This is a genomic window from Superficieibacter sp. BNK-5, from assembly GCF_047456055.1.
In the GTDB taxonomy this organism is placed as follows: domain Bacteria; phylum Pseudomonadota; class Gammaproteobacteria; order Enterobacterales; family Enterobacteriaceae; genus Superficieibacter.
Map to the genome: position 1 here is coordinate 4,865,296 of NZ_CP179893.1, position 11,969 is coordinate 4,877,264.

Annotated in this window: 11 protein-coding genes; 7 read left to right on the forward strand and 4 right to left on the reverse strand. The window is 54.1% G+C overall.

Annotation, left to right across the window (positions count from 1 at the left end):
* The first annotated feature begins 23 nt into the window (after positions 1–23).
* Positions 24–1,361, forward strand: coding sequence for an ATP-dependent RNA helicase SrmB (gene srmB, locus ACMGGS_RS23180; RefSeq protein ID WP_176917191.1), 1,338 nt, complete (start codon positions 24–26; stop codon positions 1,359–1,361).
* Between the two features lie 45 nt (positions 1,362–1,406).
* Here srmB and grcA read toward each other — a convergent pair whose 3' ends face one another.
* Positions 1,407–1,790 (reverse strand): autonomous glycyl radical cofactor GrcA, encoded by a 384-nt coding sequence (gene grcA / locus ACMGGS_RS23185; protein WP_276158126.1) that lies wholly within the window; start codon positions 1,788–1,790, stop codon positions 1,407–1,409.
* A 314-nt stretch (positions 1,791–2,104) separates the two neighbouring features.
* Between grcA and ung the strand changes: the two genes are divergently transcribed.
* A complete protein-coding gene (gene ung, locus ACMGGS_RS23190; RefSeq protein WP_414164545.1) occupies positions 2,105–2,794 on the forward strand; it encodes a uracil-DNA glycosylase in 690 nt (229 codons plus the stop codon).
* A gap of 165 nt (positions 2,795–2,959) precedes the next feature.
* Here the strand turns inward: ung and ACMGGS_RS23195 are convergent, their stop codons facing one another.
* The gene (locus ACMGGS_RS23195) at positions 2,960–4,006 is read right to left on the reverse strand and encodes a tRNA/rRNA methyltransferase (protein ID WP_414164546.1); all 1,047 of its coding nucleotides are present in this window, start codon (positions 4,004–4,006) and stop codon (positions 2,960–2,962) included.
* Positions 4,007–4,211: 205 nt separating this feature from the next.
* Between ACMGGS_RS23195 and trxC the strand changes: the two genes are divergently transcribed.
* The 5 genes from trxC to ACMGGS_RS23220 all read left to right on the forward strand — a co-directional run bounded on the left by trxC (position 4,212) and on the right by ACMGGS_RS23220 (position 9,931).
* Positions 4,212–4,631 (forward strand): thioredoxin TrxC, encoded by a 420-nt coding sequence (gene trxC, locus ACMGGS_RS23200; RefSeq protein ID WP_176917704.1) that lies wholly within the window; start codon positions 4,212–4,214, stop codon positions 4,629–4,631.
* Between the two features lie 69 nt (positions 4,632–4,700).
* Positions 4,701–5,399 carry a tRNA-uridine aminocarboxypropyltransferase gene (locus ACMGGS_RS23205; RefSeq protein ID WP_414164547.1) on the forward strand — a complete coding sequence of 233 codons (699 nt, stop codon included), beginning with the start codon at positions 4,701–4,703 and terminating at the stop codon, positions 5,397–5,399.
* Between the two features lie 35 nt (positions 5,400–5,434).
* Positions 5,435–8,095 (forward strand): bifunctional acetate--CoA ligase family protein/GNAT family N-acetyltransferase, encoded by a 2,661-nt coding sequence (locus ACMGGS_RS23210; protein ID WP_414164548.1) that lies wholly within the window; start codon positions 5,435–5,437, stop codon positions 8,093–8,095.
* 114 nt (positions 8,096–8,209) lie between these two features.
* Entirely contained in the window at positions 8,210–9,565 is a 1,356-nt protein-coding gene (gene pssA / locus ACMGGS_RS23215; RefSeq protein WP_414166339.1) for a CDP-diacylglycerol--serine O-phosphatidyltransferase, read from the forward strand.
* Between the two features lie 42 nt (positions 9,566–9,607).
* Positions 9,608–9,931: a YfiM family lipoprotein gene (locus ACMGGS_RS23220; RefSeq protein WP_414164549.1), complete on the forward strand. Its 324-nt coding sequence runs from the start codon at positions 9,608–9,610 to the stop codon at positions 9,929–9,931.
* Here ACMGGS_RS23220 and ACMGGS_RS23225 read toward each other — a convergent pair.
* Together ACMGGS_RS23225 and ACMGGS_RS23230 are read right to left on the reverse strand one after the other, a co-directional pair.
* Positions 9,928–11,229: an MFS transporter gene (locus ACMGGS_RS23225; RefSeq protein ID WP_414164550.1), complete on the reverse strand. Its 1,302-nt coding sequence runs from the start codon at positions 11,227–11,229 to the stop codon at positions 9,928–9,930. The two genes, ACMGGS_RS23220 and ACMGGS_RS23225, sit on opposite strands and share 4 nt — an antisense overlap.
* 103 nt (positions 11,230–11,332) lie before the next feature.
* Positions 11,333–11,788 (reverse strand): DUF4385 domain-containing protein, encoded by a 456-nt coding sequence (locus ACMGGS_RS23230; RefSeq protein WP_414164551.1) that lies wholly within the window; start codon positions 11,786–11,788, stop codon positions 11,333–11,335.
* Between the last annotated feature and the right edge of the window lie 181 nt (positions 11,789–11,969).

Here is an 11,969-nt window from a genome sequence, read left to right on the forward strand (position 1 = left end):
AGCGCCCCACACTGAGGTAGAACATGACTGTAACGACTTTTTCCGAACTCGAACTTGACGATAGCCTGCTGGATGCGCTCCAGGAGAAAGGCTTCACGCGCCCGACCGCCATTCAGGCTGCCGCAATTCCGCCTGCGCTGGAGGGCCGTGATGTCCTTGGTTGCGCACCGACAGGTACCGGTAAAACGGCGGCATTTTTGCTGCCGGCGTTGCAGCACCTGATTGACTTCCCACGTAAAAAATCTGGCCCGCCACGTATTCTGATCCTCACGCCAACGCGTGAACTGGCGATGCAGGTTGCGGACCATGCCCGCGAGCTGGCAAAAAATACGCATCTGGATATCGCCACGATTACCGGCGGTGTGGCGTATATGAACCACGCGGAAGTCTTCAGTGAAAATCAGGATATCGTGGTCGCCACCACCGGTCGCCTGATGCAGTACATTAAAGAAGAGAATTTTGACTGCCGTGCGGTTGAGACGCTGATCCTGGATGAAGCCGACCGCATGCTGGATATGGGCTTTGCCCAGGATATTGAGCACATTGCTGGTGAAACCCGCTGGCGTAAACAAACGCTGCTGTTCTCCGCTACGCTTGAAGGCGATGAGGCGATCAAAGATTTTGCCGAGCGTTTGCTGGAAGATCCGGTAGAGGTTTCAGCCACGCCGTCCACCCGCGAGCGTAAGAAGATCCATCAGTGGTATTACCGCGCTGATGATGTGGAGCATAAAACTGCCCTGCTGGTTCATCTGCTGAAGCAGCCTGAAGCCACGCGCTCTATCGTCTTCGTGCGTAAACGCGAGCGCGTGCACGAGCTGGCAAACTGGCTGCGTTCCGCAGGCATCAATAACTGCTATCTCGAAGGCGAGATGGTGCAAGTCAAACGTAACGAAGCCATCAAGCGTCTGACCGATGGCCGGGTGAATGTGCTGGTTGCCACCGATGTTGCCGCCCGCGGGATCGATATTCCTGACGTCAGCCACGTATTTAACTTTGATATGCCACGCAGCGGCGACGCCTATCTGCACCGTATTGGCCGTACCGGCCGTGCGGGGCGTAAGGGGACGGCAATTTCGCTGGTAGAAGCACACGACCATTTATTACTCGGCAAAGCAGGTCGCTATATCGACGAGCCACTAAAAGCCCGTGTGATTGATGAGCTGCGTCCGACCACTCGAGCACCAAGTGAAAAATCGACCGGCAAACCGTCGAAGAAAGTGCTGGCAAAACGCGCCGAGAAGAAAGAGAAAGAAAAAGAGAAGCCGCGCGTGAAAAAACGTCACCGCGACACCAAAAATATCGGTAAGCGACGTAAGCCGAGTGCTGAGGCCGCGCCGCAGACAGAATCTTCAGAGAAATAAAAAACGCCGGGCTAAGCCCGGCGTTTTTTTATCTGCCGCTAAAAATCAGAGGCTTTCGGTAAAGGTACGGGCGATAACGTCGCGTTGCTGTTCCGGCGTCAGCGAGTTAAAACGCACCGCATAGCCAGAAACACGGATGGTCAGCTGCGGATATTTTTCCGGATGCTCAACGGCATCAAGCAGCGTTTCACGGCGCAGCACGTTAACGTTCAGGTGCTGACCACCTTCAACGCGAACTTCCGGCTGCACATCCAGCGGCACTTCGCGGTATTCAATTTCACCCAGTTTCGTTACCGGAACGATATCATCTTCAGCAAATCCCGCTTTTGCACATACGCAGCGCGCTTCGCCTTTTTCGTTATCCAGCAACCAGAATGAGTTCAGCAGATCGTCGTTAGCGGCTTTTGTAATCTGGATACCTGTAATCATGTGATGCCTCCTTGGGCTACATTTCATTTTCTTGTTGACCAGCTCTGGCCAATTGGTAAAACCATTGTTGCTTGAGTGTATATATAACAGTCAAGCCATCCGCATTCTTTGATTTAAATCAACAAAAACCACACATCAAAAATGGTCATACTGGATATTATTGTTTTATATCAATTTTCACATTGAGCGTGGGCAAAAAAAATTCGTAAAGTTTAAACTTTTTTTGTGCCTGCCGTCTGATAAGACGGTGGTGGATTTTGTGATGCGCTCAGAAGCAGTTAAGCTGTCTCTATCACCCTTTGCAGGAGAGCAAAATGACCACGTCCTTAACCTGGCATGACGTACTGGCGGAAGAGAAAGAGCAGCCTTACTTTGTTAACACACTTAAGACGGTTGCCGCTGAACGTCAGGCGGGCACCACCATTTATCCGCCGCAAAAAGATGTCTTTAATGCCTTCCGTTTTACGGAACTTGGCGAGGTTAAGGTGGTAATTTTAGGACAAGATCCGTATCACGGCCCGGGTCAGGCGCACGGATTGTCTTTCTCGGTACGACCAGGCGTGGCGATCCCGCCGTCGTTATTGAATATGTATAAAGAACTTGAGGCGACGGTATCGGGGTTTACGCGGCCTGCGCATGGTTATCTGGAAAGCTGGGCACGACAGGGCGTTTTGTTGCTCAATACGGTGTTGACCGTGCGGGCGGGCCAGGCACATTCTCATGCCAGCCTGGGCTGGGAAACTTTCACCGATGAAGTGATCAGTATTATTAACGAGCACCGTGAAGGGGTCGTATTTTTACTGTGGGGATCGCACGCGCAGAAGAAAAGCGCGCTGATTGATGGCAAACGTCATCACATTCTGAGAGCGCCGCATCCTTCTCCCCTCTCAGCACACCGGGGCTTTTTTGGCAGTAATCACTTCGTACTGGCAAATCAGTGGCTGGAGCAGCATGGCGAGAAGCCGATTGACTGGATGCCGGTGCTCCCTGCCGAATCAGAATAAAAAAAGTGAGGCTGATGACAAACCGTCCGTGGAACACGGGGCGACCAACGGGTTGGGCCTCCCTCCGGGAACCCAATCCCGTTGTTTCCCCTAATAACCCACTTTGACAGCAATCAGAGTCCGGCCTGTGTTCACAGCGCCGGACTTTTTAGTTCAGTAGAACGGTCAGATTTTATTCTGTCGCCACCACTCGGCAAGCATTACACCCGCTGCCACCGAAACGTTCAGGCTTTCCACATTGCCTGTACCGTCGATAGCGATGTTCATATCTGCAACCTCGTGAGCGGCATCAGAGACGCCGTCACGCTCCTGACCAACCACCAGCACCATTTTACGCGGCAGTTCAGCGTCAAACAGCGGCGTACCCGTATTGCCACAGGTCGCAACAATGGTGTAGCCCGCCTGACGAAACTCTTCCAGCGCAGCGATCACGCTGTCGCCGGTGATAGGCTGGACGTGTTCCGCACCGCCTTCCGCCGTACGGATCGCCGCACCGGATTCCAGCACGGCGGCATCATGCACTACTACCCCTTTGATACCAAAGTGGGCACAGCTACGCACGATAGCACCGAGGTTATGCGGGTTAGCAATATCTTCCATCGCCAGCACGCAATCGGTCTCGCCGGCCTGCGCAACCCACTGCTTCACTGACGTACCGTTACGTTTTTTGATCAGGAAGCAAACGCCGCCGTGGTGATCGGTACCGGACGCTTTTGCCAGTTCTTCATCATCCACCACGTGATATGCCTTGCGGTTCGCCGCCATCCAGCGTAACGCTTCTTTAAAACGCGGCGTAACGCTCTGGATAAACCACGCGCGTACGATGGAGTCCGGACGGCTCTGGAACAGGGCCTGACAGGCATTTTCACCATAAACGCGGGTTTCTTCGGCACGCTGACGGCGCAGCACTTCCGGATCGATAAAGCTCTTACCGCTGATGCCGCCGTGATCGGGTTTTACCGGCGTATCATCAGTCGGCGCGCGAGAGACCGTGCGCCACGGTGAAGAGGAGTCGCGATCGCGGTTGCGATCCTGTGAGCCTCGATCCTCGCGGGAGGGACGACGACCACCTTCGGCACGGGACGATCCCGGACGGCCACCGCCTTTCCCGGTTCGTGGATTGTAAGTACGCTTATCCGAGTCGTCGTCGCTACGGACGTACATTACTTTTACCTTGCCGCTTTTATTCTTAATTTCGTCGTTGTCGTTCATGCTTTCCTCCACCAGCGCTGCGCGAAGCGCGCAGATTACCTGATGTACACTCGCTTCGCCATGTTTTCGTTCAAAAGCCTGTGTCTATTGTACTCATCGAATAAAACACGTTGTTGTTTAAAACAGACTCAACAATAATATGTAACATTAAAGAAACATTCTGGCGATCTCGCCATTCTGTCACCTTCTTACCCTGAGGTTAGTTATGAATACCGTTTGTGCCAGCTGCCAGGCGCTTAACCGCATTCCAGACGATCGAATGGACGATGTAGCGAAATGTGGACGCTGCGGTCACGATCTGTTCGACGGCGATGTGATCAACGCGACCGGTGAGACACTCGATAAACTGCTAAAGGATGATCTCCCCGTGGTCGTCGATTTCTGGGCACCGTGGTGCGGCCCTTGCCGTAACTTCGCGCCGGTTTTCGAAGACGTGGCGGAAGAGCGTAATGGTAAAGTGCGTTTCGTTAAGGTCAATACCGAAGCCGAGCGTGAATTGAGCGCCCGCTTCCGCATCCGCAGTATCCCGACGATCATGATTTTCAAAAAAGGCGAAGTTGTCGATATGCTTAATGGCGCCGTGCCGAAAGCCCCTTTCGATAGCTGGCTGAACGAATCCCTCTGACGTCAGCGGGGCACAGCTTGTGCCCCGTTCTTACCTCTGCGACAATGGCGTTTTTTCTGTGCGCCTTCTATGACTGATAACGCCGTACTTCGCCTTCGCGCCGAGCGACTTGCTCGTGCAACCCGTCCTTTTCTTGCCCGTGGTAATCGCGTTCGCCGCTGTCAGCGCTGTCTTCTGCCGTTGAAAACCTGCCTTTGCGCCACCATCGTACCAGTTCAGGCACAAAGCCGATTTTGTCTGATGATGTTTGACACCGAACCGATGAAGCCCAGCAATACCGGTCGTTTAATTGCCGATATTTTGCCGCAAACCACCGCCTTTCAATGGTCGCGCACTGAGCCGCCTCAGGCGTTGCTTGAGCTGGTCGCTAATCCGGATTATCAGCCGCTGGTGGTTTTCCCTGCCTCTTATGCGGGTGCGGAACGTCAGGTTCTGGCTGCCCCGCCGTCGGACAAACCACCGCTGTTTATCATGCTGGATGGCACATGGCCAGAAGCGCGAAAAATGTTTCGTAAAAGTCCGTGGCTGGATAGCCTGCCGGTGATTTCTGTCGATCTGGCGCGGGTGTCGTCTTATCGTCTGCGCGACGTTCACGCCGAAGGCCAGTATTGCACCGCCGAAGTGGCGATTGCGCTGCTGGATCTGGCGGGCGACATTGAGGCAGCCGCGACGCTTGGCAATCATTTTTCGCTTTTTCGTGAGCGTTATCTGGCAGGAAAATCAGCGCATCAGGGCAACGTCACAGCAGCATTAGCAGAAAGCGTTTAAAATCATTCAGTCACTTCTCCATAAGGAAGGCAGGAATGAGTCAGCGAGGGCTTGAAGCGCTACTGCGGCCTAAATCGATAGCGGTTATCGGGGCATCCATGAAACCGCAGCGGGCCGGTTATCTGATGATGCGTAATTTACTGGCGGGCGGCTTTAGCGGGCCGGTTTTGCCGGTCACTCCGGCATGGAAAGCCGTCCTCGGGGTGCTGGCCTGGCCGGATGTCGCCAGCTTACCTTTTACGCCCGACCTGGCCGTGCTTTGTACTCATGCGCGCCGCAACCTCACGCTGCTTGAGGCGCTCGGTGAAAAAGGATGCAAAACCTGTATCATCCTTTCTTCCCCTCCCGAACAATTTGCCGAGCTACAATCCTGCGCACGACGCTATCAGATGCGCCTTCTCGGCCCGAATAGCCTTGGCCTGCTGGCCCCGTGGCAAGGGCTTAACGCCAGTTTTTCCCCGGTGCCAATTACCCGTGGTAAGCTGGCGTTTATTTCCCAGTCGGCGGCGGTCTCCAACACCATTCTGGACTGGGCGCAGCAGCGGGAGATGGGATTTTCCTATTTCATTGCGCTGGGCGATAGCCTGGATATTGACGTCGATGAGCTGCTGGATTTTCTCGCCCGCGACACCAAAACCAGCGCCATCCTTCTCTATCTTGAACATTTAAGCGACGCCCGCCGCTTCGTTTCTGCCGCCCGTAGCGCCTCACGTAATAAACCGATTCTGGTGATTAAAAGCGGACGCAGCCCGGAGGCGCAACGTTTGCTCCATGTGAATTCCGGAATGGATCCGGCCTGGGATGCCGCGATTCAGCGTGCTGGCCTGCTTCGTGTTCAGGATACGCATGAACTCTTTTCCGCCGTTGAAACGCTGAGTCATATGCGGCCCTTGCGCGGCGAACGCCTGATGATTATCAGTAACGGCGCTGCCCCTGCTGCCCTGGCGCTGGATACGCTGTGGCTACGCAATGGCAAACTCGCCTCACTCAGCGAGGAGACGCGTCAACAACTGCGCCAGGCGCTACCGGACACGGTCAACGCGACGAATCCCCTCGATTTGCGCGACGACGCCAGTAGCGAGCACTATCTTGCGGCGCTGAACATCCTGTTAAGCAGTCAGGATTTCGATGCGCTGATGGTGATCCACGCCCCCAGCGCCGCCGCGCCAGGCACCGCTTGCGCGCTGGCACTGATTGATGCGCTCAAACGTCATCCACGCGGAAAATACGTGACGGTGCTGACCAACTGGTGCGGGGAGTTTTCTTCGCAGGAAGCACGACGCCTGTTCAGCGAAGCCGGGCTGCCCACCTACCGCACGCCGGAAGGTACCATCACCGCGTTTATGCATATGGTGGAATACCGGCGTAACCAGAAGCAGTTGCGGGAAACGCCCGCCCTGCCGGATAACCTTGCCGCGAATACGGCTGAAGCGCACAGCCTGCTCCAGCAGGCGCTGGCGGAAGGCGCTTCCTCACTGGACACCCATGAGGTTCAGCCGATTTTACAGGCGTATGGCCTGCATACCCTGCCAACCTGGATTGCCAGTGACAGCGCCGAAGCGGTGCACATCGCCGAACAAATTGGCTACCCGGTGGCGCTGAAGCTACGCTCACCGGATATCCCGCACAAGTCAGAAGTTCAGGGCGTCATGCTGTATCTGCGTACCGCCAGCGAAGTACAGCAGGCCGCCGATGCGATCCTTGATAGGGTGAAAATGGCGTGGCCGGGGGCGCGCGTTCACGGTCTGTTAGTACAAAGCATGGCCAACCGTGCCGGGGCGCAGGAGTTGCGCGTGGTCGTCGAGCACGATCCCGTTTTCGGTCCGTTGATCATGCTGGGCGAAGGTAACGTTGAATGGCATGCGGACGATCAGGCGGCCGTCGCCCTGCCGCCGCTGAATATGAATCTGGCTCGCTACCTGGTGATCCAGGCGATCAAAAGCAAGAAAATCCGCGGGCGTAGCGCGTTGCGCTCGCTGGATATCCCGGGTTTAAGTCAGTTACTGGTACGGGTGTCAAACCTGATCGTCGACTGCCCGGAAATTCAGCGGCTGGATATTCACCCGCTACTGGCGTCGGCAGAAGAGTTTACCGTGCTGGACGTCACGCTGGAGATTGCGCCTTTTGAAGGCGATCGGGAGAGTCGGCTGGCAGTGCGATCGTATCCGCAACAGTTGGAAGAGTGGGTGGATTTAAAGAACGGTGAACGCTGCCTGTTCCGGCCGATCCTGCCGGAAGATAAGCCGTCGCTTCAGCGTTTCATAGCCCAGGTAACAAAAGAAGATCTGTACTATCGCTACTTTAGTGAGATCAACGAATTTACCCATGAAGATTTAGCGAATATGACCCAGATAGACTACGATCGGGAAATGGCGTTTGTTGCCATTCGTCCGTTGGATGAGGGTGAAGAAATCCTCGGCGTCACCCGCGCTATCTCAGATCCTGATAATATCGATGCGGAATTTGCCGTGCTGGTCCGCTCCGATCTAAAGGGATTAGGTCTGGGTCGACGTCTGCTGGAAAAACTCATCAATTATACCCGCGATCACGGACTGGAGCGGCTGAACGGCATTACCATGCCGAACAATCGCGGTATGGTCGCTCTGGCGCGTAAACTGGGATTTGATGTCGATATCCAGCTCGAAGATGGCATTGTTGGCCTGACGCTAATGCTGACCGGGTCCGGTAACACATAAGTAAGCTGCTGGAAATGTTGATCACTTTGGCAGGCAACGATGATATGATTGCTCGCTTAAGTCGTCTGCCTGGTACAGAGGACCCTTCAATAAACAGAGAAGAACCGCACTGTGATGTTGTCAAAATTTAAGCGTAATAAACATCAACAACACCTTGCCCAACTACCTAAGCTTTCTCAGTCAGTTGATGATGTTAAGTTCTTTTATAATCCCGCTGATTTTCGGGAAGCGTTGTTGGCTAAAATTGCCAGCGCTACGCGCCGGATTTGCGTTATCGCTCTCTATCTGGAGCAGGATGACGGTGGTCAGGGTATTTTATCGGCTCTCTATGAGGCCAAACGCCTGCGTCCTGAACTGGATGTCCGCGTGCTTGTCGACTGGCATCGCGCCCAGCGCGGCCGCATTGGTGCCGCCGCAGCAAATACTAATGCTGACTGGTATTGCCGTACTGCGCAGGAAAACCCTGGCGTGGACGTTCCCGTGTATGGCGTGCCGGTAAATACCCGTGAGGCCCTGGGCGTCCTGCACTATAAAGGTTTCATTATTGATGATGCCGTTATCTATAGCGGTGCCAGCCTTAACGACGTCTATCTGCATCAGCACGATAAATACCGCTACGATCGTTACCAGTGGATCCGCAACGATCGGATGGCCGATATTATGTTCGACTGGGTCGATCAAAACCTGATCCAGGGGCGCGGCGTCAATCGTCTTGATACTGACTCACGTCCTAAAAGCCCGGAAATCAAGAACGACGTTCGCCTCTATCGCCAGGAATTGCGCGATACCAGTTATCACTTCCAGGGTGATGCGGATAACGAACAGCTGGCGGTGACACCGCTGGTCGGTCTGGGTAAATCCAGCCTGCTGAACAAAACGATTTTCCATCTGATGCCCTGCGCAGAGCAGAAGCTGACGATTTGTACGCCTTATTTTAATCTTCCCGCCGTGCTGGTACGCAATATCATTCATTTGCTGCGCGAAGGTAAGAAAGTGGAAATTATCGTGGGCGATAAAACGGCCAACGATTTCTATATTCCTGAAGATCAGCCGTTTAAAATCATCGGCGCGCTACCCTATCTTTACGAGATCAACCTGCGTCGCTTCCTCAGCCGTCTACAATACTATGTGAATACCGATCAGCTGATTGTTCGTCTGTGGAAAGACGAGGACAATACCTATCATCTGAAAGGCATGTGGGTGGATGACGAATGGATGCTGCTGACCGGGAATAACCTTAACCCGCGCGCGTGGCGTCTGGATCTCGAAAATGCGATTTTAATCCACGATCCGCGTCAGGAGCTGGCTGCGCAGCGAGATAAAGAGCTGGCGCTGATCCGCACTCATACGACGGTGGTTAAACACTATAGCGATCTACAAAGTATCGCTGAATATCCGGTGAAGGTACGTAAGCTGATCCGCCGTCTGCGACGCATCCGCATCGACAGGCTAATAAGCCGTATCCTGTAATGGTAAGCCCCGCAGCGTCGGGGCTTTTTTATGAGGCTCGCCATGCGCTTTTTACTGCTTTGCGGTATTTTGTTCCTCTCTGGCTGTAGTCATATGGCTAACGATAGCTGGAGCGGTCAGGATAAAGCCCAACACTTTATCGCCTCTGCCCTGCTTTCCGCTGCGGGTAATGAATATGCTCAGCATCAGGGGATCGGCCGCGACCGTAGCGCGGCTATCGGCGTTATGTTCTCTCTGGGACTGGGTGCATCGAAAGAACTGTGGGACAGCCGCTCCGAAGGAAGCGGCTGGAGCTGGAAAGATTTCGCCTGGGATGTTGCGGGTGCGGCCACCGGTTATACGGTATGGCAATTAGCGCAACACTAAAGGCGCAGCCCCTTCCCTTTTTTGTGCAGCATCATTGAGACGACGAAAGCAACGGCGCCCAGCGCGGTGACATACCAGAAGAAAGCAGTCTCTGAGCCTATTGATTTCAGCGACAGCGCAACATACTCTGCCGATCCGCCAAACAGCGCGTTAGCCACCGCGTAGGATAGTCCCACTCCAAGAGCGCGAACCTGCGCCGGAAACATCTCGGCTTTCAGGATGCCGCTAATCGAGGTATAGAAACTGACGATGATAAGCGCGCACATCACCAGCGCAAACGCGGCATAAGGTGAAGTGACATTTTGCAGCGCGGTCAGTATGGGGACGGTGAATAAGGTGGTAAGGCCGCCAAAACAGAGCATAGAAGCCCGACGCCCAATTCTGTCCGATAATGCACCAATCAACGGCTGTAGCAGCATAAACACAAACAGTGCGGCGGTCATAATTCCGCTGGCTACATTGGCATGCATGCCTGCCGTATTCACCAGATACTTCTGCATGTAGGTGGTAAAGGTATAGAACGCCAGCGAGCCGCCCGCCGTGAAGCCGAGCACCATAATGAAAGCTTTGCGGTTGCGCCACAGGCCTTTGAACGATCCGGCCTCTTTCAGGGCGCGTGTTTCGTGCTTCGAGGTTTCATCAAGCTGACGGCGCAACCAGAGCGCAACGATAGCCAGCACAGCGCCTAAGGCAAACGGAATTCGCCAGCCCCAGGCGCGGAGTTCAGCATCATCCAGCACTTGCTGCAAAATCACCACGACCAGCAGCGCCAGTAACTGTCCGCCGATAAGCGTAACGTACTGGAACGAGGCAAAAAATCCTTTGCGTCCTTCAAGGGCGACTTCACTCATATAGGTCGCGCTGGTGCCGTATTCGCCGCCAACGGAAAGCCCCTGGAATAGCCTGGCAATCAGCAACAGCGCCGGTGCCCATGTACCGATGGCGTCGTAGCCCGGCAGACAGGCAATCACCAGAGAGCCGAGGCACATCATGCATACTGAAATCAGCATAGAGGCCTTGCGTCCGCGTCGGTCGGCGATACGCCCAAATAGCCACCCTCCGATAGGTCGCATCAAAAAACCAGCCGCAAAAACGCCTGCCGTCTGCAACAACTGCGTCGTGGTGTTACCAGACGGGAAAAAGATATGCGCAAAATAGAGTGAGCAGAAGGAGTAGACATAGAAATCAAACCATTCCACCAGGTTACCTGAGGATGCGCCAACAATCGCCCATACGCGCCGCCGCACTTCCGGTGCATCAGCTTTGTTTTTATCGGTGCGCTGAATAATTTCTGCCATGCTGTTCTCCGTGATATCAGGCCTGTTCAGCCTTTTGTTTTGGAGATCCAGATTACGCGGGCTGAAAAAGTAAATAAAGTGTTAATTATTTGTTGGCTAATTTTTATCCCCATTCAGCCTGGTGCTGGCGTTTACGTTTTAAGTAATCATCATCTTCGCGGATTTTGTCCCACCACCCTTTGAAAACCGTCGCTGCGGCTGCTTTGGTAGGATCGTTCCCCCGGGTATTCAGGCTGCCATCTTCTGCATACTTTTTGCCGCCTTTATAGTTGGCGTAGCGTCTGGCGCGGGTATACCCCATCTGAATAAATTTACGCGCCATGTCCATACCGACAAAATCATCCTGCTGACGGTAATCTTCAAATAGTTGGTAGATCTTTTCAGCAGATTTGATCGCTGATGCTTCGTCTTTATAGCGCCAGAAAGGCAGGATCTCGCTTTTATAGGGTTCGACCAGTAATACACCTTGTTCGCCCCGGCCGACCTGATATAGCTCGGGATGCTGGCGAAAGTTAATAGTGGAGAAGTCCTGGTGGTAGTTGAAGGGTTTGATAGCCAATGGGGATCCTCTTTGCCTGAATAAGCAACTTAAGGATAGTTCACTGGAGTGGGTTCTGGTGGCGCTGCGCTTACCGGACCTGGGGGAAGGGGCACAATAATCGTGTTTGCTGGCAGGATCAGGCATAACTATTATGGCAGAAACGCAAAAAGCCCATCCGTCAGGATGGGCTTCTCACTTG

What these genes read in the sequence shown, in the direction of transcription:
- ACMGGS_RS23220 (WP_414164549.1), top strand. Translation starts at nt 9,608, where the DNA reads ATGCGCTTTTTACTGCTTTGCGGTATTTTGTTCCTCTCTGGCTGTAGT.
- ACMGGS_RS23195 (WP_414164546.1), bottom strand. Translation starts at nt 4,006, where the DNA reads ATGAACGACAACGACGAAATTAAGAATAAAAGCGGCAAGGTAAAAGTA.
- trxC (WP_176917704.1), top strand. Translation starts at nt 4,212, where the DNA reads ATGAATACCGTTTGTGCCAGCTGCCAGGCGCTTAACCGCATTCCAGAC.
- pssA (WP_414166339.1), top strand. Translation starts at nt 8,210, where the DNA reads ATGTTGTCAAAATTTAAGCGTAATAAACATCAACAACACCTTGCCCAA.
- ACMGGS_RS23205 (WP_414164547.1), top strand. Translation starts at nt 4,701, where the DNA reads ATGACTGATAACGCCGTACTTCGCCTTCGCGCCGAGCGACTTGCTCGT.
- grcA (WP_276158126.1), bottom strand. Translation starts at nt 1,790, where the DNA reads ATGATTACAGGTATCCAGATTACAAAAGCCGCTAACGACGATCTGCTG.
- ung (WP_414164545.1), top strand. Translation starts at nt 2,105, where the DNA reads ATGACCACGTCCTTAACCTGGCATGACGTACTGGCGGAAGAGAAAGAG.
- ACMGGS_RS23210 (WP_414164548.1), top strand. Translation starts at nt 5,435, where the DNA reads ATGAGTCAGCGAGGGCTTGAAGCGCTACTGCGGCCTAAATCGATAGCG.
- ACMGGS_RS23225 (WP_414164550.1), bottom strand. Translation starts at nt 11,229, where the DNA reads ATGGCAGAAATTATTCAGCGCACCGATAAAAACAAAGCTGATGCACCG.
- srmB (WP_176917191.1), top strand. Translation starts at nt 24, where the DNA reads ATGACTGTAACGACTTTTTCCGAACTCGAACTTGACGATAGCCTGCTG.